This is a genomic window from Streptomyces sp. NPDC111507 (assembly GCF_055638955.1).
In genome coordinates, this window is the sequence record NZ_JBVKBU010000018.1 from 131,066 (window position 1) to 151,591 (window position 20,526).

At 71.3% G+C, this 20,526-nt stretch carries 15 protein-coding genes; 5 read left to right on the forward strand and 10 right to left on the reverse strand.

Translation table 11 applies throughout. The features are described from left to right. Positions 1-34: 34 nt before the first annotated feature. Together ACZ7M2_RS43670 and ACZ7M2_RS43675 are read right to left on the reverse strand one after the other, a co-directional pair. A complete protein-coding gene (locus tag ACZ7M2_RS43670; protein ID WP_471600033.1) occupies positions 35-1,999 on the reverse strand; it encodes an IucA/IucC family protein in 1,965 nt (654 codons plus the stop codon). A 246-nt stretch (positions 2,000-2,245) separates the two neighbouring features. Further along, positions 2,246-3,715 (reverse strand): diaminobutyrate--2-oxoglutarate transaminase family protein, encoded by a 1,470-nt coding sequence (locus ACZ7M2_RS43675; RefSeq protein WP_471600034.1) that lies wholly within the window; start codon positions 3,713-3,715, stop codon positions 2,246-2,248. Positions 3,716-3,999: 284 nt separating this feature from the next. Between ACZ7M2_RS43675 and ACZ7M2_RS43680 the strand changes: the two genes are divergently transcribed. Together ACZ7M2_RS43680 and ACZ7M2_RS43685 are read left to right on the forward strand one after the other, a co-directional pair. Next, a complete protein-coding gene (locus ACZ7M2_RS43680; RefSeq protein ID WP_471600035.1) occupies positions 4,000-5,229 on the forward strand; it encodes a trypsin-like serine peptidase in 1,230 nt (409 codons plus the stop codon). Positions 5,230-5,453: 224 nt separating this feature from the next. Further along, positions 5,454-6,632, forward strand: coding sequence for a trypsin-like serine peptidase (locus ACZ7M2_RS43685; protein ID WP_471600036.1), 1,179 nt, complete (start codon positions 5,454-5,456; stop codon positions 6,630-6,632). Between the two features lie 86 nt (positions 6,633-6,718). Here the strand turns inward: ACZ7M2_RS43685 and hflX are convergent, their stop codons facing one another. The 6 genes from hflX to miaA all read right to left on the reverse strand — a co-directional run bounded on the left by hflX (position 6,719) and on the right by miaA (position 15,103). Further along, a complete protein-coding gene (gene hflX / locus ACZ7M2_RS43690; RefSeq protein ID WP_352051046.1) occupies positions 6,719-8,215 on the reverse strand; it encodes a GTPase HflX in 1,497 nt (498 codons plus the stop codon). Between the two features lie 214 nt (positions 8,216-8,429). Next, entirely contained in the window at positions 8,430-9,911 is a 1,482-nt protein-coding gene (locus ACZ7M2_RS43695; RefSeq protein WP_471600037.1) for a M1 family metallopeptidase, read from the reverse strand. Between the two features lie 67 nt (positions 9,912-9,978). Next, entirely contained in the window at positions 9,979-12,276 is a 2,298-nt protein-coding gene (locus tag ACZ7M2_RS43700; protein ID WP_471600038.1) for a RelA/SpoT family protein, read from the reverse strand. A gap of 251 nt (positions 12,277-12,527) precedes the next feature. Beyond that, positions 12,528-13,397 (reverse strand): diaminopimelate epimerase, encoded by an 870-nt coding sequence (gene dapF, locus ACZ7M2_RS43705; RefSeq protein ID WP_471600039.1) that lies wholly within the window; start codon positions 13,395-13,397, stop codon positions 12,528-12,530. A 65-nt stretch (positions 13,398-13,462) separates the two neighbouring features. Continuing rightward, positions 13,463-14,056, reverse strand: coding sequence for a hypothetical protein (locus ACZ7M2_RS43710; RefSeq protein ID WP_471600077.1), 594 nt, complete (start codon positions 14,054-14,056; stop codon positions 13,463-13,465). 108 nt (positions 14,057-14,164) lie between these two features. Continuing rightward, the gene (gene miaA, locus ACZ7M2_RS43715) at positions 14,165-15,103 is read right to left on the reverse strand and encodes a tRNA (adenosine(37)-N6)-dimethylallyltransferase MiaA (protein WP_471600040.1); all 939 of its coding nucleotides are present in this window, start codon (positions 15,101-15,103) and stop codon (positions 14,165-14,167) included. Positions 15,104-15,286: 183 nt separating this feature from the next. Here miaA and ACZ7M2_RS43720 point away from each other — a divergent pair, with 183 nt between their 5' ends. Continuing rightward, positions 15,287-15,580 (forward strand): hypothetical protein, encoded by a 294-nt coding sequence (locus ACZ7M2_RS43720; RefSeq protein ID WP_471600041.1) that lies wholly within the window; start codon positions 15,287-15,289, stop codon positions 15,578-15,580. 24 nt (positions 15,581-15,604) lie between these two features. Beyond that, entirely contained in the window at positions 15,605-15,868 is a 264-nt protein-coding gene (locus ACZ7M2_RS43725) for an antitoxin (RefSeq protein WP_054229864.1), read from the forward strand. Positions 15,869-16,076: 208 nt separating this feature from the next. Here ACZ7M2_RS43725 and ACZ7M2_RS43730 read toward each other — a convergent pair whose 3' ends face one another. Further along, positions 16,077-16,796, reverse strand: a complete 720-nt coding sequence (locus ACZ7M2_RS43730) for a class III extradiol dioxygenase subunit B-like domain-containing protein (RefSeq protein ID WP_471600042.1) — start codon at positions 16,794-16,796, stop codon at positions 16,077-16,079. Positions 16,797-16,868: 72 nt separating this feature from the next. Next, positions 16,869-18,398, reverse strand: a complete 1,530-nt coding sequence (gene miaB / locus ACZ7M2_RS43735) for a tRNA (N6-isopentenyl adenosine(37)-C2)-methylthiotransferase MiaB (protein WP_471600043.1) — start codon at positions 18,396-18,398, stop codon at positions 16,869-16,871. A gap of 156 nt (positions 18,399-18,554) precedes the next feature. On the opposite strand from miaB, the gene ACZ7M2_RS43740 reads away from it, so the two are divergent. Next, a complete protein-coding gene (locus ACZ7M2_RS43740; RefSeq protein WP_471600044.1) occupies positions 18,555-20,474 on the forward strand; it encodes a serine/threonine-protein kinase in 1,920 nt (639 codons plus the stop codon). The last annotated feature ends 52 nt before the right edge of the window (positions 20,475-20,526 follow it).

A 20,526-nucleotide genomic window follows, 5' to 3' on the forward strand; every position in this document is an offset into this window, starting at 1 on the left:
CAGGGCTGACAGCGGGTCGGCGAGGGCGGCTTCGTCAGGAATGGAGCGGGTTGGCGAGGGTGACGTAGACGGACTGGGTGTCGACCGGGCCGACGAGTTCGTCGAGGCCGTGCAGCCGGGTCAGCAGGTTGGCCTTGCAGCGCAGGACGGGCGAGTCGAGGAGGTGGGCGGGCAGGGGCGTACGCAGTCGGGCCGGGCCGCGGGCCACGTCGGTGAGGAAGCGGCGGAAGGCGGCGAGCAGCAGTTGTTCGTCGGCGAGGTGCTGGGAGCCGAACGCGCCGATGAGGCCGAGCACGTTGTTGATCGCCAGGTAGTAGGCGAAGCGTTCGTCGGTGACCTCGTCGGAGACGAAGGTGTCGCTGCGTTCGCCGATGCCGGGCAGCCGGGCCTCCAGTTCGGCGCGCCGGGACGCGCGGAAGTAGTAGCCCTGGTTGTCGCGGTAGCGGCCGCCCGTGGGCCAGCCCTCGGGGTCCAGCAGGAGCAGGGTGTTCTGCTGGTGTGCTTCCAGCGCGATCCCCGCCTCGCTGTCGAGCCAGAGCACGGGGCGTACGACGTGCTCCAGGTAGCGCAGGAACCACTCGGCGGCGACGGCGCCACGGGGCCTGCTGGTGCGTCCGGCGAGGCGGGTGACGATCTCGGCGAGCCGGGATCGCATCACGGGCCGGTCCTCGGACCCGCTGCGGGCGCCGGGTCGCGCGTGGGGCCGGGGAGAGACGAGCCCCGCGACACAGCCGGCGTCGTCGGTCGGCCCGAACGGGTTGTGGCGGATCATCACGTCGAGCCCGGCCAGGGGGGTGCCGTCCGGGGCGTTGACGGCGAGCCAGGCCGGGTCGCGGACGATGTCGAAGCCCGGGTGGGCGGACTGCCACTGCTTGGACAGGCCGCTGCGCAGCAGACGGTGGACCTCCACGCCGCGGTGGAGCTCCTTGCGGAGGTTCTCACGGCGGGAGTTGGTGATGCGCAGACCCAGCGACAGCTTGAGCATCGCGGGGGTGCCGGAGCGGTAGAGGGTGCGGACGGAGGAGGTCGGGTGCCAGGCGGAGCCGTGCGGGCCGAGGTCCTGGAGCAGTCCGGCGTCGAGCAGGGCCGCGGTCTCGGGCCGGTGCCGGACGTCGGCCAGCTGCCAGGGGTGCAGCGGCAGGGCGGCGTACCCGTCGGGCAGGGACAGCCCGGCGCCGGCCAGCCGCGCGGTGAGCTGCTGCGCGGGGACGGGCCGGCCGCGCTCCGTCCACGCCGAGTCGGCCGCCAGGATCGCGGGGGCGACCGCCATCCAGTGCAGCGGGAAGGAGCCGCGCAACTCGGGTGAGTACAGCCGCGCCTCGGTCTCGGAGAGCCCTTCCCGGCTCTTCGGGGTGGGGTGCCACGGGTGCCCCAGCACCAGTGCTTGTTCGGCGGCGAGGAAGAAGTCGGGGGTGTCGGCGGGCCGTTCCCTGCGGTCGTTGATGAACACGACGGTCCGCCGCACCGAGTCGGCGACCCGGCCGACCAGGTCGGCACCGTCCCCGGCGAGACCGGTTTCGGAGACGGGCTTCGACGTCACCTCGGCCGCGCTCGTCGTTGCGTCGCCCGTCGCCGCCTGGCGCGCGAGCAGGGCCGCCACGGTGACGGCGTCGGCGGGCGGTGCTCCCTCGAGGGCGTCGGCGAGGTGCGGGAGGCCGAAGCGGTGCCAGCCGGTCGGGGACCAGTGGTGGACCGGCGTCAGGAGGGAGGTGCCGCTGGCCGGGAGGGGGATGCGGAGGGTGCCGTCGGTGGGGGCGGGCAGGTTGTTCTCCCGTACCCAGCAGCGCAACAGGTTCTCGACCGCCGCCGCCTGGGCCGCGGTGTGGGCGGCGGGGTGCTCCAGCGGGTCGGCGGTGGCGCCGCGCAGCCGCTCGGTCTCCCGGGCCCCTCCCATCTGCCGGGGTACCGCGTCGGCTCCCAGAGCCGGCGGGGTCTGCGTGCCACAGGCCGCTCGCTCGTGGGTGTCGGGACGGCCGTCGGATGCGGGGGTGGCGTTCAAGAGAGTTCCTCGGGGTCGTTCAGGCTCGTGCGGCGACGAACCCGGGCGGTACTGGCGTGCTTGGGGCGTGGGGCGTTCCTGGTCGGTCCGGGTGGGCGGAGGGTGGTCCTGGTCGAAGGGGGTTCGAATGAGGGATCCGAGTGGGGTGGTCGGAGTGCGGTGGTCCGAGTGAGGTCTGCGTCCCGACCGGGCGCGGGGGCCCGTCGAGGGGACCTCAATACGGGCCGCCCGCGGCGGTTGCAGGTCCTATCCGGCGTGCTCACCGGACGCGGAACCCCGACCGTGTCCGGCCGACCCGTCCAGTCCCGCGCCCGCCGCCGTCGCCACCGCCGCCACCGCGTCCGCCAGTCGATCGAGCACCGCGGTCGCCTGTTCGTCGCTGATCGTCAAGGGCGGGAGGAGTCGCACCACACTGGCGCGGCGCCCGCCCAGTTCCACGATCAGACCGCGGCGCAGGCACTCGCGCTGCACGGCGGCGGCACGTTCGGGGGCGGCGGGCCGAGGGCCGTCGGTGGTGGTGTCCGGGGCTGTCTCGGGATCCACCAGTTCGACGCCGATCATCAGCCCGCGGCCCCGTACGTCACCGATGCAGGGGAACTCGTGGGCGAGTCCGCGGAGTTGAGTGAGCATGCGGGAGCCCAGGGTCGCCGCGCGCTCGGCCAGTCCGTTCTCGCGGACGTACGCGAGGGTCGCCGTGCCCGCGGCCATGGCCAGCTGGTTGCCGCGGAACGTGCCCGCGTGGGCGCCCGGTTGCCAGACGTCGAGGTCGTCGCGGTAGACGACGACGGCCAGCGGCAGACTGCCTCCGATGGCCTTGGACAGGACCATCACGTCCGGGGTGATCCCGCTGTGTTCCACGGCCCAGAAGGCTCCGGTGCGCCCGACGCCGGTCTGGACCTCGTCCGCGATCAGGGGAATGGAGCGCGCCGCGGTGATCTCGCGCATCCGGCGCATCCAGTCGTCGGGCGCGGGAATCACCCCGCCCTCGCCCTGGACGGGTTCGAGGATCATCCCGGCAGGACGTGGCACGCCGGACTTGGTGTCGTCGAGCAGGGACTCGGTCCAGCGCGCGGCGAGTTCGGCACCCCGCTCACCGCCGATGCCGAACGGGCAGCGGTAGTCCTGGGGGTAGGGCAGGCGCGCGACTCGTACCTCGGTCGCGCCCCCGGATGCTTCGAGCGCCCCCGCGGTCATCCCGTGATAGGCACCGGTGAACGCGAGCATTCCGGTGCGTCCGGTCGCCGCGCGCACCAGTTTGAACGCGGCCTCGACGGCGTCCGTCCCGGCGGGTCCGCAGAACTGCACCCGCGCGCGGGCGGCGAACTCCGGGGGCAGCGTGCGGAACAGCTCGGTGGTGAAGGCGTCCTTGACGGGTGTGGCCAGGTCGAGGACGTGCAGTGGCGCCCCGGAGTCGAGGACTTTTCTGATCGCTTCCAGGACCACCGGGTGGTTGTGTCCCAGGGCCAGGGTGCCGGCGCCGGAGAGACAGTCGAGGTAACGGCGCCCGTCCGCGCCCTCGATGGTCAGCCCCCGCGCCCGCACGGGGACGATCGGCAGGGCGCGCGCGTAGGTGCGGGCCGCCGACTCGCGCGCCGACTGACGCCGCAGAATCCCCTCGTGCGCCGCGCGCGCCCCCTCGGACACTCCGGGCACCCTCTCCCGCGACTCCTCGGGCTCGCGCCCCACCGGTACCACCGCAGACTCGGTCACGGCCACGACTTCAGGTCCTCCCGCTGTTCAGAGGCGAGTTGGCAGGGGCCTCCGAGCGCAGGCGGCAGGTCCCCCGTACGTACCAACGACGCGACCGGCTCGGGGAAGCGGGTGAGTCGAAGATCCTTGCCGTGACGGAACCGTTGCCGTTCCGTGGGATGTCCCCCACAGCGAGCGCATAGTGTGTGGTGCCGTTCAGAGACACCGAACGATGCACCTGTGTCCCGTACCGAGGGACTCCGGATCGGCGGATCCTGACAGGTTCTCTTACGTCCAGGGGGAGTTACACCATGCGATCCATACGCCCGCCCTTCGCCGCTCGTCGAGGGAGGAGCGCGCGCCGCGGAACCTCCCCCGTACTGGCCGCCGTCGGCCTGACGGCGGTACTGGCGCTGACCGCCACCGGCTGCGACTCGGGCGACAGCAACGCGAGCGGCCAGGCCGGCGCGTCGGCGTCCCAGAGCGGCGACGACAAGATCAAGATCCCGGACGACATCAAGAACAAGCTCAAAGAGCACGGGATCGACATCGACAAGTGGAAGAACGGCGCCTGGAAGAACTGGAACAAGGACGACTGGCTGCGCGAGGCCAACGACTTCGTCAACCCCATCATCAAGGGGCTGTGGGACCCGGACCGGATGCGCGGCGCCGACGACCCGGACAAGAACAAGGGCGTCGACGAGAACGACCTCTCCGGTGACCAAGGCGTCACCGACGCCACTCCGGCGCCCGTGGCGGCGAAGGCCGTGAGCGCCGCCTACCACGACAGCGTGCCCGAGGCGGGCAAGGTGTTCTTCGACTCTCCCGAGGGCACGATGGTCTGCTCGGCGACCGTGGTCGAGGACCCCGCGCACCCGGGCAAGTCGAACCTCGTGTGGACCGCGGGCCACTGTGTGCACGCCGGCAAGAAGGGCGGCTGGTACCGCAACATCGCCTTCGTGCCCTCCTACAACAACGCCGGCAAGACGTCCGCCCAGCTGCAGAACGCCGCGCGGACGGAGGTCGCTCCGTACGGTGTCTGGTGGAGCGACTGGGCGCAGACCTCGGACCAGTGGATCGCCCAGGGCGGCTCCACCGGCGGCCAGGGCGCTTCGTACGACTACGCGGTCCTGCATGTGACGCCGGAGAAGGGCAGCAACGGCAAGTCCCTAGAGGAGACGGTAGGTTCGGCGCTCCCGGTGAACTTCAACGCTCCGGCCGTACCCAAGGTCGCGAGCATCACGGCGACTGGTTACCCGGCGGCGGCGCCGTTCGACGGGCAGAAGCTGTACCAGTGCACCGACAGGCCCGGCCGTCTGTCGATCGCCAAGGCGGACCCGACGATGTACCGCATCGGATGCACCATGACCGGTGGTTCGTCCGGCGGCGGCTGGGTGGCGACCGGGGCGGACGGCAAGCCCGCCCTGGTGTCCAACACCTCGATCGGCCCGGTCAGCGCCGGCTGGCTGGCGGGTCCCCACCTGGGTGCGGTCGCCAAGGGTGTGTACGACTCGGTGAGCAAGAAGTTCGCGAGCCAGTGAGACAAAGGGCCGGTGAGACAAGGCGCCAGTGGGACAACGGGCCGGTGAGACGACGATGCGCGGGCCAGTGACCCGACAGACCTGACAGGCCTGACAGGAATCGCACACGGACCGCACGGGCGGCGGTGGGGTGGCGCACAGAAACCTTCACCACTCCACCGCCGTTCGCCCCCAAGTGCCCGGGCATAGTGAGGTGTCAGCACTTCAACGGGGGTTACACCAGCATGCGTTCCGTACGTGGGCGCGGCCAGCGCCGCGTTCTCATCGCCACCGGCCTCGCCGCCGCCCTGGCGCTCACCGCCACCGCCTGCAACTCGGGCGACGACAAGGCGAGCGGGTCCAGCGCCTCCTCGTCGCAGAACGGCGACGACAAGATCAGGATCCCGGACGACATCAAGAGCAAGCTCAAAGAGCACGGCATCGACGTCGACCAGTGGAAGAACGGCGGCTGGAAGAACTGGGACAAGGACAAGTGGCTCAGTGAGGCCAAGGATTTCGTCAACCCGGTGATCGCGGGGCTCTGGAAGCCCGAGCGCATGAAGTCCGCCAAGGACCCGGACAAGACGATCTCGGCGAAGGACGCGGCGGCCGACCAGGGCGTCAGCGACCCGGATCCGGCGCCGGTCGAGGCCACGGCGGAGAAGACCCCGTACCACGACCACGGCGCCCCGGTCGGGAAGGTCTTCTTCGACTCCCCCAAGGGCTCGATGGTCTGCTCCGGGACCGTCGTCAAGGACGTCAACCACCCGGGCAAGTCCAACCTGGTGTGGACGGCGGGCCACTGTGTGCACGCCGGGGGCAAGGGCGGCTGGTACCGCAACATCGCCTTCGTACCCGCGTACAACGACCAGGGCAGGTCGGAGTCCGAGCTGAGGAACGCCTCCGCCGCGCAGATCGCCCCGTACGGCGAGTGGTGGGCCGACTGGGCCTCCACCTCGAACGAGTGGATCGCGGGCGGCGACGAGACGGGCGGCACGGGCGCCCCGTACGACTACGCGCTCCTGCACGTGAAGCCGGCGCAGGGCTCGAAGTCCCTGGAGGAGACGGTCGGCAACGCGCTGGACGTGGACTTCTCGGCGCCCTCCGCCCGGGACGTCAGCACCATGGGCGCGTGGGGTTACCCGGCCGCGCCGCCGTACAGCGGTCTGAAGATGTTCAAGTGCGTGGACCGGCCGGGGCGGCTGTCGCTGAGCCCGAGCCTGCCGACGATGTATCGCATCGGCTGCACGATGACCGGCGGTTCCTCCGGCGGCGGCTGGTTCCGGGTCGTCGGCGGCAGGACCGAGCTGGTCTCGAACACCTCGATCGGCCCGGCCGACAACACCTGGCTCGCGGGACCCCAGCTCGGCAAGGGCGCGCAGGCGCTCTACGAGAACATGAGCAAGCGGTTCGGCGGACGGTAGGCGCCGCGCTCACCCGGCCACGGCGAAGGCCCGCACCCTGCGAGAGGTTGCGGGCCTTCGTACGTCGTCCCTGCGGGAGCGGGCGTCTAGAGCGCGACGGGCGCCGGAACGTACGGCGCGAGGTCGGCCGCCAGTTCCTCGTGCACCCGCACCTTGAGCAGGGTGCCCTCCGGGGTGTGCTCCTCGGAGATCACCTCGCCCTCGGTGTGGGCGCGCGCGACCAGCCTGCCGTGCGTGTACGGCACGAGCGCCTCGATCTCGACCGAGGGGCGGGGCAGCTCGTTGTCGATGAGCGCGAGCAGCTGGTCGATGTTCATCCCGGTGCGGGCCGAGACCGCGATGGAACGCTTCTCGATCCGCATCAGCCGCTGGAGGACCAGCGGGTCGGCGGCGTCCGCCTTGTTGATCACCACGATCTCGGGCACGTCGGTCGCGCCGACGTCGCGGATGACCTCGCGCACGGCGGCCAGCTGCTCCTCCGGCGCCGGGTGCGAGCCGTCCACCACGTGCAGGATCAGGTCGGAGTCGCCGACCTCCTCCATCGTGGAGCGGAACGCCTCGACGAGGTGGTGCGGCAGGTGGCGTACGAACCCGACCGTGTCGGCCAGGGTGTACAGCCGCCCGCTCGGGGTCTCGGCCCGGCGCACGGTCGGGTCGAGGGTCGCGAACAGCGCGTTCTCGACGAGGACGCCCGCGCCCGTGAGGCGGTTGAGCAGCGAGGACTTGCCCGCGTTGGTGTAGCCGGCGATGGCGACCGAGGGCACCTTGTTCCTGCGGCGCTCCTGGCGCTTGATCTCGCGGCCGGTCTTCATGTCCGCGATCTCCCGGCGCATCTTCGCCATCTTCTCGCGGATACGACGCCGGTCCGTCTCGATCTTGGTCTCACCGGGACCACGGGTGGCGAGGCCGCCGCCCTTGCCGCCGCCCATCTGACGGGACAGCGACTGACCCCAGCCGCGCAGCCTCGGCAGCATGTACTGCATCTGCGCGAGCGCGACCTGCGCCTTGCCCTCTCGGGACTTGGCGTGCTGGGCGAAGATGTCGAGGATCAGGGCCGTACGGTCGATGACCTTGACCTTGACGACGTCCTCGAGGTGGATCAGCTGGCCGGGGCTCAGCTCACCGTCGCAGATCACGGTGTCGGCGCCGGTCTCCAGGACGATGTCCCGCAGCTCGTTGGCCTTGCCGGATCCGATGTACGTGGCCGCGTCGGGCTTGTCACGGCGCTGGACGACGCCGTCGAGCACGAGCGCGCCCGCGGTCTCCGCGAGGGCTGCCAGCTCGGCGAGCGAGTTGTCCGCGTCCTGAATGGTTCCCGTGGTCCACACACCGACGAGGACGACGCGCTCCAGACGGAGCTGTCGGTACTCGACCTCGGTGACGTCCTCGAGCTCGGTGGACAGGCCCGCCACACGGCGCAGGGCCGCGCGCTCGGAGCGATCGAACTGTTCGCCGTCCCGCTCTCCGTCGATCTCGTGGCTCCAGGCGACGTCCTCTTCCATCAGGGCATCGGCCCGAAGACCTTCGGGGTAGTTCTGCGCGAGGCTCTGCGCGTCCTGGGAAGGGGAAGAAGAGGAGGTCATTGGATCCTTACGTCGATGGGGACACCGATACGTCACTGGTGGTATCGATGGCGTCACTGGTGAAGCCTGTTCGGCGACGGACACCGCCCGTCACAAGGAACAACGTCCGGGACCACCGGGAGATTCCCGGATTCCGCCGGGCCAACCCTTCGCGGGGCCGCGCCGCCGACCCGATGATGGTCGCACGGCACGTCCCGTCTCGTCATCCGAGTTCTCAGGCGCCCTTGCGTGCCTTCGGGGCGTCGCTCTTCCAGTCCGGGTGCCCAGGCATCGGCGGCGTCTTCGTGTCGTAGAGCCAGGCTCGGAAGAACCCGCTCAGGTCGCGGTTCGCGAGGTCGGAAGCGAGCCGCTCGAAGTCGGCGGTGGTGGCCGTGCCGTCCCGGTGAAGGGCGACCCAGGTGCGTTCCAGGCGCTCGAAGGTGGAGTGTCCGATCTCCTGGCGCAGCGCGTACAGGGCGAGCGCGGCCCCGTCGTAGACGCTCGGCCGGAAGATGCTGATCTTCTGTCCCGGGGCGGGCTCCTTGGGCGCCGCGGGCGGCCCCCCGGCGGCCCGCCAGGAGTCGGAGGCGCGGTAGGCCGCCTTCATGCGGGTCTCCATGGGCTTGTCCGCCTTCTCCTCGGCGTACAGGGCCTCGTACCAGGTCGCGTGTCCCTCGTTGAGCCACAGGTCGGACCAGACGCGGGGGCTGACGCTGTCGCCGAACCACTGGTGCGACAGCTCGTGCACCATGATCGACTCGACGTACCACTTGGGCAGCGCGGGCTCCGCGAAGAGCTCTCTCTCGAAGAGGGAGAGCGTCTGCGTCTCCAGTTCGAAGCCGGTCTGCGCCTGGGCCATCAGCAGCCCGTAGGTCTCGAAGGGGTACGGGCCGACCTTGCTCTCCATCCAGGCGATCTGGTCGGGCGTCTTCTTGAGCCACGGTTCGAGCAGCTCGCGGTCCTTGGTGGGCACGACGTCACGGACCGGCAGGCCGTGCGGACCCTCCCGGTGCAGCACGCTGGAGCGGCCGATGGACACCTGAGTGAGTTCCGTGGCCATGGGGTGCGCGGTGCGGTACGTCCACGTGGTGGACTTGCCGGCCCGGTCGACCCCGGTGGGCAGGCCGTTGGCCACGGCGGTGTACCCGTCGGGCGCGGTGACGTGAATGGTGAACATCGCCTTGTCCGAGGGGTGGTCGTTGCACGGGAAGACCATGTGCCCGGCGTCGGCCTGGTTGGCCATGGCGAGGCCGTCCTTCGTCCGCACCCAGCCGCCGTCCCCGTTCCCGGTGGTGACCGGATCGCTCGAGTGCCGCACGGTGATCCGCATCCAGCCGCCCGCGGGCACCGGCTGCCCGGGCGTCACCACCAGGTCCTCCCCGGCGTTCGTGAACGTCGCCGGCTCGCCGTTGACCTCGACCGACTCCACCTTGCCGTGCGTGTAGTCCAGATTGACGCGCTCGAGCCGCTCGGACGTCACGGCGTCGATCGTGGTGACGGCCGCCAGCGGCTTGTCGTTGACGCCGGGGTAGGTGAAGGAGAGGTCGTACGACTTGACGTCGTATCCGGGATTGCCCAGGTACGGGAAGAGACGGTCACCGATGCCGAGGGGCGTGGCCGGGGACGGGGCGCTCGCGGCGACGAGACAGACCGAGACGGCGGAGGCGAGGAGCGCCCCCTGGATACGACGGTTCCTGGTGCGGGGGGTGAGCAGCATGGACCACGGCTACCAGCGCGCACCGGCCCCGCGGCGACGACTCGCGCCGGGCCCACTCGATCGGGTGCTACTGCGTGGCAGCCGCCGCGTGCTGCGCCCGGCTCACGTCGTACACCCCCGGCACGTTGCGCATCGCGCGCATCAGCCCGGGAAGGTGGGCCGCGTCCGGGAGTTGCAGTGTGTACGTGTGGCGTACGCGCTGCTGGCTGGGGGGTTCGACGTTCGCCGAGACGATCGCGACGCCCTCCAGGGCGATGGCTTCGGTGAGGTCGGCGAGCAGATGCGGGCGTCCGAAGGACTCGGCGACCAGGGTGACCCGGCACTCGGTGGTGTCGCCCCAGCGCACTTCCACCTCCGCGCGCCCCGAGCTCTTCATGCGCGCCACTCCGGCGCACTCCACGCGGTGGACCGTCACCACTCCCCCGCGTACGGCGAAGCCGGTCACCTCGTCGGGCGGTACGGGCGTACAGCAGCCCGCGAGGCGTACGGAGGCGCCGGGCTGGTCGACGACGGCGTTCGCGGCGGCGGGGGCGTCGGTGCGGGCGGCGGACCCGTCCGTGGGGCGGGTCGTGGGTGTCTCGACGGACGGTCTGCCGGCCGCGGCCGGGGTCTCGGTGGTTTCCGGGGCTTCCCGGGTCGCCGGGTCCTCCGTGGTGACGGGTGAGGGGTGTGCGGCCAGCCAGCGCTGGATGGCGATCCGCGCGGCGGGCGTGTGCGCGTGCTTCAGCCACTCTCTGGAGGGCTCCGAGGCGGGGTCCTGGCCCATGAGGAGCTGCACGGTGTCGCCGTCCTTCAGGACCGTACTGAGCGTCGCCAGGCGGCCGTTGACGCGGGCGCCGATGCAGGCGTGCGCGTCCTCGCCGTACTGCGCGTAGGCGGCGTCCACACAACTGGCGCCCTCCGGAAGGCCCAACGAGCCGCCGTCGGCGCGGAAGACGGTGATCTCGCGGTCCTGGGCGAGGTCTTCGCGCAGCGTGGACCAGAACGTGTCCGGGTCCGGGGCGCCCTCCTGCCAGTCGAGGAGCCGGGAGAGCCAGCCGGGGCGGGTGGGGTCCACCCGCTCGCCGTCCACAGGGCGTCCGCCGACGCCCGGCCGGCCCTCGGACTGCTCGTCCGACTGCTCCTCCGAAGGAGGAGCGTAGGGATTGCCGAGCGCGATGACCCCGGCCTCGGCGACCTTGTGCATCTGGTGGGTGCGGATGAGGACTTCGGCGATCTCGCCGTCGCCGCTCGCGACGGCCGTGTGCAGCGACTGGTACAGGTTGAACTTGGGGACCGCGATGAAGTCCTTGAACTCCGAGACGACCGGGGTGAGACAGGTGTGCAGTTCACCGAGGACCCCGTAGCAGTCCGCGTCCTCGTTCACGAGCACCAGGAGACGTCCGAAGTCGGCGCCGCGCATGGGTCCGCGTTTGCGTGACACGCGATGCACGGAGACGAAGTGCCGTGGCCTGATGAGGACTTCGGCCGGGATACCGGCCTCGCGCAGGACCGTGCGTACCTCCTCGGCGATCTCGGCGAGCGGGTCGCTCGCGCGCGAGGCGTTGTCGACGATCAGTTCCCTGGTGTGCTCGTACTCCTCGGGATGCAGGATCGCGAAGACGAGGTCCTCCAGCTCGGTCTTGAGCGCCTGGACGCCGAGCCGTTCGGCGAGCGGGATCAGCACGTCCCTGGTGACCTTGGCGATGCGCGCCTGTTTCTCGGGGCGCATGACGCCGAGCGTGCGCATGTTGTGCAGCCGGTCGGCGAGTTTGATCGACATCACGCGGACGTCGTTGCCGGTGGCGACGAGCATCTTGCGGAACGTCTCGGGCTCGGCGGCCGCCCCGTAGTCCACCTTTTCCAGCTTGGTGACGCCGTCGACGAGATAGCAGACCTCGTCGCCGAACTCCTCGCGTACCTGATCCAGCGTCACTTCCGTGTCCTCGACGGTGTCGTGGAGCAGGGAGGCGGTCAACGTCGTGGTCTCCGCGCCGAGTTCGGCGAGGATCAGGGTGACCGCGAGCGGGTGGGTGATGTACGGCTCACCGCTCTTGCGCATCTGGCCGCGGTGCGAGGACTCCGCCAGTACGTAGGCCCGGCGCAGCGGTTCCATGTTCGCGTCGGGGTGGTGCGCGCGATGCGCCTCGGCCACGTGACCGATCGCGTCGGGCAGCCGGTCGCGGGACGTCGTGCCGAGCAGCGCGGCGCGGCCGAGGCGGCGCAGATCGATCCGAGGACGGCTCTTCCTGCGGTGCGATGAGGGTACCCCCTGCTCATGGGGGTCCCCCCGCTCGAGCGAGGTCGGGAGTGGGGGTGAGGCCGAGAGTCCGGGGGAGGGCGTTGCAGGGGCTGGCGTCGCGGGGTTCGTCGCCTCCGCACTCATGGGCACCTCCGGCTGCGTAGACCGGCGGACGGGGTGCCCCATGGCGTACACGGCTCAGGGGTTGGTCCCGATTCCCCCGTCCGGGCCGGTGCTTGATGCTACCGAGCCCACCACGCCCGGCTGACCGCCTCTCGCCGAGCGTGAAACGGATCACCCATTCGAGCGAAGGTTCAGGGGGTTTACGGACGCGAGGTTTTGGAAGGAACGAGGGTTACGACATCGCCCGGGACGTCCGTTCAGAAGACGTCCGTTCAGAACTGCACGGTGTCCAGCCACTCCGCGTCGAACTCGCCTTCGGCGACGATCACCGCGGGGCCGGTCATCTCGATCTCGCCGTCCGGGCGCTCGGTGATCACAAGGCGGCCGCCGGGCACGTCGACCGTGTACGTCGACGGAGTCCCCGTCACGGCCGGGTCGGCTCCGTCACGGCGGGCGGCCGCGACGGCCACGGCGCACGCGCCCGTACCGCACGACCGGGTCTCCCCGGAGCCGCGCTCGTGGACGCGCAGGGCGACGTGCCGCGGCCCCCGGGCGACCACGAATTCGACGTTCACCCCGTCCGGGTAGGCCGCGGCCGGAGCGAACGGCGGCGGCGTGAACAGGGTGCCGGCGTGCGCGAGGTCGTCCACGAAGGCGACGGCGTGCGGGTTGCCCATATTGACGTTGCGCGCGGGCCAGCTGCGCTCGCCGACACTCACGGTGACGTCCCCTTCGGGGAGGGCCGCCTTGCCCATGCCGACGGTGACGGCGCCGTCCTTGGCGAGGTGCACGCGCTTCACGCCCCCGCGCGTGGCAACCGCGATGTCTCCCTCGGCCACGTGTCCGGCACGCTGGAGGTAGCGCGCGAACACCCGCACTCCGTTGCCGCACATCTCCGCGACCGAGCCGTCGCCGTTGCGGTAGTCCATGAACCACTCCGCCTCGGCCGCCATCTCCTTGGCCTCGGGGTGCGCGGCGGACCGAACGACATGCAGCAGACCGTCGCCGCCGACGCCCGCGCGGCGGTCGCACAGGGCGGCCACGGCGGTCGGGGGCAGGTCGATGGCGTTCTCCGGGTCCGGGACGATCACGAAGTCGTTCTCGGTCCCGTGCCCCTTGAGGAAGGCGATCCGCGTGCTCATTCCTCGATCCTACGGGGTCGGTCCGACACCACGGTCCCGGCAGGAGACCCAGGTGAAGGCGGGCCTCAGCGGAGGCGGGCGACGCGCCAGACGGCGAGTACCGCCACCGCCACGACCACCACGACGTAGGCGAGCACGACACGCCAGTCCAGCCGGCGGCCGGTGCCCCGCGGCGGCAGGCCCGGCCAGACGTAGCCGACCCGGCGGGCGGCCATCATGCCCCAGCCCGCGGCGCACGAGCAGATCAGCAGGCCGAGCATGGCGACCACCGCACCGCCGTCACCGAACTCGAAGGCGAGCGGGAAGGCGAACATCAAGGAGCCCGTCGCGGCCAGCATCACGATCGGCGCGAGTTGCCAGATCCGCAGTCGCCGCTGCGGGCGCAGCTCGACCTCGACCTCGGCCGGCACCATCTCGTCCGGTGCCGGCCCGTCGGCGCTCACACCGCCGGAAGGCTCGTCGGGCCCGTCGGAGCTCAGCGGAGCACCGCCGCCACCGTGCCGCTCACCGTCGCCGCCCAGCAGGTCCCCGTCCGGGCCCGATCGGTCTCCGACGAAATCCTGACGTTCCAGCGGCTCCAGCCGTTCCTGCGGTTTCTGCTGCTCCTGCGCGGTGTCGTGCTCCGCGTCCTGTGCGGTGTCGCGAGGGCCGGCCTCCATCGCCACGCGCCCTCCCAACTCGGACTCCACTTGGTCGATCGAAGCTCGATGATGGCACGGCGCCGAAGGCCCGGACGGCGGCCGGAGCGTCCCGATGCCATGACGTGATCAGGCTGTGACCGGTCGTTCGACCAACGCCAGGGCGAGCTGCGGGAGTTCTGTGAGATCCGCCGCAGCGCCGCTCAGCCAGTGCACCCGGGGATCGCGCCGGAACCAGGAGTCCTGACGCCGCGCGAAGCGTTTGGTGGCGCGTACGGTCTCAGCGCGCGCCTCGGCGTCGGTGCACTCCCCGGCGAGCGCCGCGAGCACCTGCTGGTACCCGAGCGCACGCGAGGCCGTACGCCCCTCACGCAGTCCGTGCGCCTCCAGCGCACGCACCTCGTCGACGAGCCCCGCCTCCCACATGCGGTCGACACGGCGCGCGATGCGGTCGTCGAGCTCGGGGCGCGTGACGTCGACGCCGATCTGCAGGGTGTCGTAGACGGAGTCGTGGCCGGGGAGGTTGGCGGTGAAGGGCTTTCCGGTGATCTCGATGACCTCGAGGGCGCGGACGATACGGCGGCCGTTGCTGGGCAGGATCGCGTGCGCGGCCTCTGGATCGGCGGTGGCCAGACGCGCGTGCAGCGCACCGGAGCCACGCAGCGAGAGCTCCTCCTCCAGCCGGGCCCGCACCTCGGGGTCGGTGCCGGGGAACTCCAGATTGTCGACGGCCCCACGGACGTACAGCCCGGAGCCCCCCACCAGGATCGGCCAGCGGCCGTCGGCGAGCAGCGCGTCGATGCGGGCGCGGGCGAGCCGCTGGTACTCGGCGACGCTGGCCGTGACGCTCACGTCCCAGATGTCCAGGAGGTGGTGCGGGATCCCGCCGCGCTCCTGCGGCGTCAGTTTGGCGGTACCGATGTCCATCCCTCGGTACAACTGCATGGAGTCGGAGTTGACGACCTCGCCGCCGAGCCGTTGGGCGAGGTACACGCCCAGATCGGACTTTCCTGCGGCGGTCGGTCCTACGACGGCGATGACACGGGGGGCGGGGGGTGCGCTACTCACCGCCCCAGTCTCGCAAACCTCGGGGCCTCTTCTCGAACGAGCTACGTGACGCCACGGGCCCGGGGTCGTTGCCTGTTGCGAGGTTCCAGCCGCCGGTTTTCGAGAGCCGGTGACCCGTGCGACGCAATGGGACGCACCGGGTGACGCGGAATTTCGCCCTCACGAGTAACGTATGGAGTGGATATGGGCGTTTTTGCACGACTTCTTGGAAGGTCGAAGGCTACGGAGGAGGCGTCAACCGCCGCGGTGCAGGCCGACACACAAACGGCCGATCCCGAGGCGGAGGTGACGGAGGAGGCAAAGGGTTCATCCGAGAAGTCCGTAGGCTCCGAGAGCCCGGGAGGCTCCGAGAGCGAAGGCGGGGTCACGGCGACCGAGCCCGCGGAGACCACCGCCAAGGATGACGTCGAGATCCCCCAGCAGCAGACCGCCGAAAAGGCCGCGGACAACGAGGCCGGCGAAAGCGCCCGCACGTAACTGTCCCGCGAGGGAAGGTGGACCATGAGTCTCCTGGACAATTTGAAAGCCAAGCTGGCACCCGCCAAGGACAAGGTCTCGGACCTCGCGCAACAGCACGGGGACAAGGTCACGCACGGTCTCGACAAGGCCGCGAAGGTGGTCGACGAAAAGACCAAGGGCAAGTACAGCGACAAGATCCAGACGGGCACCGGCAAGGCCAAGGGCGCCATGGACCGACTCGCGCACAAGGAAACCGACGGCGCCACACCGCCGCCGGACGTGCCCCCACCGCCTCCGACGCCCTGACGGGCACATATTGATACATATCAGCACACACCGGCGGACGGCCGCGGAGCGCACGGGGCTCCCGGCCGTCCGCCGTGTCCGCGCCGCCCTGTCCGGGCCACCGTGTCCAGCCGGCTGTATCAAGGCTCGGCTCTGTCGGCCGACGGCCTTCTCGGACGGAGCCCCAGGACCGCTACGCCCCATAGGACCCCTAGGACCTCGAGGCCCCCTAGGACCAGGCCGCCACCAGGTACCCCACCCCGTAAGGCGCGTCCTCGTACAGCAGGGCGCCGCCCAGGTCCGCCCCCTCGGCCGCGCCCGCGAGGACCTGCCAGGGGGCCCGCCCGGAGACCTTCAGTTCGTACGCCAGCTCGGCGTCCAGCGCCTTCAGGGCCGCCACGTCCGCCGTACCCAGCGCCCGCGCGACCTCCGTGTCGAAGCCCGCCGCGCGTTCGTCGAGATAGCCGGGTGCCTTGAGCGTCCGGCACGCGCTGGCGTCACCCATCACCAGCAGGGCCACCCGCTCGGCGCGCGCGACGATCCCCGCACCCGCCTGGACGCAGCGCTCGGCCTCGAGAGGTTCTCCCACCCCAAGGCCTTCGACGGGGGCGTCGGACCAGCCTGTGCGCTCCAGCAGCCAGGCGGCGACGGCGAGCGAGGGCGGAAGCGGACGCTCCGGCGCCCCGGCACGCGACGCCCCTCCCCCGAGACGTACGTCCAGGTCCACACCGAACCCGCGGAACGAGCCCGGCGCCCCCTGCGGGTACGGCCCGCGCCCGCTCTGCTCGGCGGGCCCGACGACCACCAGCAGGTCGGGGCGCGAGGCGGCCAGTACCCCCAGAGCGTCCGTGCAGGCCGCGCGCGCGGCGGCCAGTTCCGGTGCCGCACCGGCGGCGACCTCGGGGACGAGCAGCGGCGGACAGGGGCAGACTGCGGCGGCTACAAGCATGATCGGCAGCGTAACCCCGCGCGGCCGGTCCGGGAGCCCCCCGTCCCGGGGCCAGTCGCAGCCGTCCCGGGGTCAGTCGCAGCCGCACCCGCTGCCGGTGGCGACCGGCAGCGGCTCCGGGGCACCGATCTTCGGCAGCCCCAGCATCACACCGGCGGGCTTCGGCGCCTCGGCCGCGTTGCGCTTCTCCCAGGCGTCCCCCGCGCGCGTGCGGCGCACGTCCAGGACGGCGCCCTCGGCGAGCAGGTGGTGCGGGGCGGCGTAGGTGACCTCGACGGTGACCACGTCACCGGGGCGTACTTCCTGGTCGGGCTTGGTGAAGTGGACCAGACGGTTGTCGGGGGCACGGCCGGAGAGGCGGTGGGTGGCGCCGTCCTTGCGGCCCTCGCCCTCGGCGACCATCAGCTCCAGGGTGCGGCCGACCTGCTTCTTGTTCTCGTCCCAGGAAATCTGCTCCTGGAGGGCGACGAGACGCTCGTAGCGCGCCTGGACGACCTCCTTGGGGATCTGGTCCTCCATGGTGGCGGCCGGGGTACCGGGGCGCTTGGAGTACTGGAACGTGAACGCCGCCGAGAAGCGCGCCTCCCGCGCCACATGCATGGTCTGCTCGAAGTCCTCCTCGGTCTCGCCGGGGAAGCCCACGATGATGTCGGTGGTGATGGCGGCGTGCGGAATGGCGGCGCGCACCTTCTCGATGATCCCGAGGTAGCGGTCCTGCCGGTAGGACCGGCGCATCGCCTTCAGGACCGGGTCCGAACCGGACTGCAGCGGCATGTGCAGCTGCGGCATCACGTTCGGAGTCTCGGCCATGGCGGCGATGACGTCGTCGGTGAAGTCACGGGGGTGCGGGGAGGTGAACCGGACCCGCTCCAGGCCCTCGATCTGCCCGCAGGCCCGCAGCAGCTTGCTGAACGCCTCGCGGTCGCCGATGTCGCTGCCGTACGCGTTGACGTTCTGCCCGAGCAGTGTGATCTCGGAGACGCCCTCGCCGACCAGTGCCTCGATCTCGGCGAGGATGTCGCCGGTCCTGCGGTCCTTCTCCTTGCCGCGCAGCGCCGGGACGATGCAGAAGGTGCAGGTGTTGTTGCAGCCCACGGAGATGGAGACCCAGGCCGCGTACGCGCTCTCGCGACGGGTCGGCAGCGTGGACGGGAACGCCTCCAGCGACTCGGCGATCTCGACCTGTGCCTCTTCCTGCACGCGGGCGCGCTCCAGGAGGACCGGCAGCTTGCCGATGTTGTGCGTACCGAAGACGACGTCCACCCAGGGCGCCTTCTTCACGATGGTGTCGCGGTCCTTCTGGGCCAGGCAGCCGCCGACGGCGATCTGCATCCCGGGGCGCTTCGTCTTCATCGGCGCGAGGCGGCCGAGGTTGCCGTACAGCCTGTTGTCGGCGTTCTCCCGGACGGCGCAGGTGTTGAAGACGACGACGTCCGCGTCACCGTCGGACCCTTCGGGCGCGCGCACGTAACCGGCGCCTTCGAGGAGCCCGGAGAGCCGTTCGGAGTCGTGGACGTTCATCTGGCACCCGTAGGTGCGCACCTCATAGGTCTTGGGTTCCTGAACGTCCACTGCCTGACTCCGGTCGCTGCTGCTGGTCATGCCTCCAAGGGTAGGGGGTTTCGGGAGAGCCCCCGTCCGAGGGTTTCGAGGAGCGGGCCGGGCCCGGCCACGAGGTCGGCGGCCGTCCCCACGGGGCGGAGGGGGCCCGTGATGCAATGGGGCACCACAGAACGGGATCTCGGGGTGGAGTGGGGCGTGTTGAGCGACGGTGGGGCCGATGTGGAGAGTTTCCAGCCTCTGGAGGACGGCGATCCTCGGGTTGTCGGCGGCTACCGGCTGGTGGCCCGGCTCGGGTCCGGGGGCATGGGACGGGTCTATCTCTCGCACACGCCGGGCGGGCGGGCCGTCGCGGTCAAGGTGATCCGGCCGGAGCTGGCCGAGAACGCCGAGTTCCGGAAGCGGTTCCAGGCCGAGGTGGCCGCCGCGAGCCGGGTGCACGGGCTCTACACGGCTCCGGTCGTCGACAGCGACACCGGTGGGGCGATGCCGTGGTGCGCGACCGCCTATGTGCCGGGGCCTTCCCTCGCCGACGCGGTACGCGATCACGGGCCGCTGCCCCTCGACACCGTGCTGCGGATGATCGCCGGTGTCGCGGAGGCCCTGCAGGCGGTGCACCGCGAGGGCATCGTGCACCGGGACCTCAAGCCGTCGAACGTGCTGCTCGCCGCCGACGGCCCGCGGGTCATCGACTTCGGTGTCGCGCGGGCCGCGGACGCCACGTCGGTGACGATGAGCGGCACGGCCTTGGGAACCGTCGCCTACATGGCGCCGGAGCAGGTGCTCGGCGGGGATGCCATGCCGTCGGCCGACGTGTTCGCGCTGGGGCAGACCGCGGTGTTCGCGGCGACGGGCCGCGCCGCCTTCGGGGACGGGGATCCGCATGCGGTGCTCTACCGGGTGGTGCACGAGGAGCCCGATCTCAGCCGCGTGCCGGTGGAGATACGGGAGCTGGTGGCACGGTGTCTGCGCAAGCCCGCCGCCGAGCGGCCTTCCGTCGAGGAGCTCATACGCTCCGTCCAGACGATCCAGGCGGATCTCGGTGCCGAAGCACGCTCCGCGTCCGGGGCGTGGCTGTCGGGCGAGCTGGCGGCGGGGATCGCGACTCGGGCCGAAGGCGCCGATCGGGCCCGGGCGGAGGCGGCTGCGGACGCCCACGCTTCGGGGACCTCCGGGGCTTCGGGGGCTTTCGGGCCCGCTGGATCCGGCACCTTCGGTCCCGCCGGTCCCGCAGGTCCTGGCGCTTTCGGGCCTCCGATGGCCTACTCCCCCACCGCGCCGTCCCATGCCGCGCTGCCCGGACCCTTCGTGATGGGGCCAGGGGCCACGCCGGGTCCGTACGCTCCGCATCCCTGGCAGCAGCCGCAGGAGCCGGACGCCGCACAGACCTCCTCGGTCGGCACGGGCGGCAAGGGCCGCAAGGCCCGGGGCTGGGTGTTGGCGGCAGCCGCGGTCGTACTCGTCGCCGGTGGGGCGGCCGCCGCGCTGCTGCTCGTCCCGGGGGACGGCGACAAGAACGACAACCGGGCACAGGACGTGGCCGCGTCGCAGTCGGCCACGCCCACCGAGGCTTCGCCGTCGGCGTCCGGCTCCCCGTCACCCCGGGCCTCGAAGAAGCCCAAGACGGCCAAGTCCGCTCTGCCGCCCAGCCCTTCGGGGCCCCCGACGCCCACGCGGACCGCTACCTCGGCTCCCCCGACCGTCGCGTCCAGCAAGCCCGCGGCCCCGACGGTCCCCGTTGCGGTGGCGTACGCCGGGATCCGGATGACCGCGAGCCACGACCTGTATCTCGCGGACACTCCGGTGCGGTCCAAGGCGGACACCGGGACCTCCGACGAGGATCTGACGTACGCCGTCTACTCCTCGGGGGCGGTCCTCGCCCCCGGCACCGACTCCGGCAGCTCCCTCGCCCTGCTGCCCGTGGGGCGGCAGGGAAGCCTGGACGCGTGCAAGGCGGCGACCGGCTACAAGAGCTACATCTGGGTCAAGGACCTCACCGCCGGCCAGCAGATGTGCGTGGTCAGCGGGACGGGGCACGTGGGGCTCGTGACGTATCGGGGTTCGTCCGGGACGACGTACGCCACCTTGGACGTGAAGGTCTGGCGCAACGCGGCCTAGGAACAGACCCCTTCATCCCTCATGGGCCTCTCCGCTCATGGGTCTCTCCCCC

Excerpts from the sequence above, each read along its gene's own strand:
- ACZ7M2_RS43680 (WP_471600035.1), top strand. The coding sequence starts at position 4,000 with ATGCGATCCATACGCCCGCCCTTCGCCGCTCGTCGAGGGAGGAGCGCG.
- ACZ7M2_RS43685 (WP_471600036.1), top strand. The coding sequence starts at position 5,454 with ATGCGTTCCGTACGTGGGCGCGGCCAGCGCCGCGTTCTCATCGCCACC.
- hflX (WP_352051046.1), bottom strand. The coding sequence starts at position 8,215 with ATGACCTCCTCTTCTTCCCCTTCCCAGGACGCGCAGAGCCTCGCGCAG.
- ACZ7M2_RS43695 (WP_471600037.1), bottom strand. The coding sequence starts at position 9,911 with ATGCTGCTCACCCCCCGCACCAGGAACCGTCGTATCCAGGGGGCGCTC.
- ACZ7M2_RS43700 (WP_471600038.1), bottom strand. The coding sequence starts at position 12,276 with ATGAGTGCGGAGGCGACGAACCCCGCGACGCCAGCCCCTGCAACGCCC.
- dapF (WP_471600039.1), bottom strand. The coding sequence starts at position 13,397 with ATGAGCACGCGGATCGCCTTCCTCAAGGGGCACGGGACCGAGAACGAC.
- ACZ7M2_RS43710 (WP_471600077.1), bottom strand. The coding sequence starts at position 14,056 with ATGGAGGCCGGCCCTCGCGACACCGCACAGGACGCGGAGCACGACACC.
- ACZ7M2_RS43720 (WP_471600041.1), top strand. The coding sequence starts at position 15,287 with ATGGGCGTTTTTGCACGACTTCTTGGAAGGTCGAAGGCTACGGAGGAG.
- ACZ7M2_RS43725 (WP_054229864.1), top strand. The coding sequence starts at position 15,605 with ATGAGTCTCCTGGACAATTTGAAAGCCAAGCTGGCACCCGCCAAGGAC.
- ACZ7M2_RS43730 (WP_471600042.1), bottom strand. The coding sequence starts at position 16,796 with ATGCTTGTAGCCGCCGCAGTCTGCCCCTGTCCGCCGCTGCTCGTCCCC.
- miaB (WP_471600043.1), bottom strand. The coding sequence starts at position 18,398 with ATGACCAGCAGCAGCGACCGGAGTCAGGCAGTGGACGTTCAGGAACCC.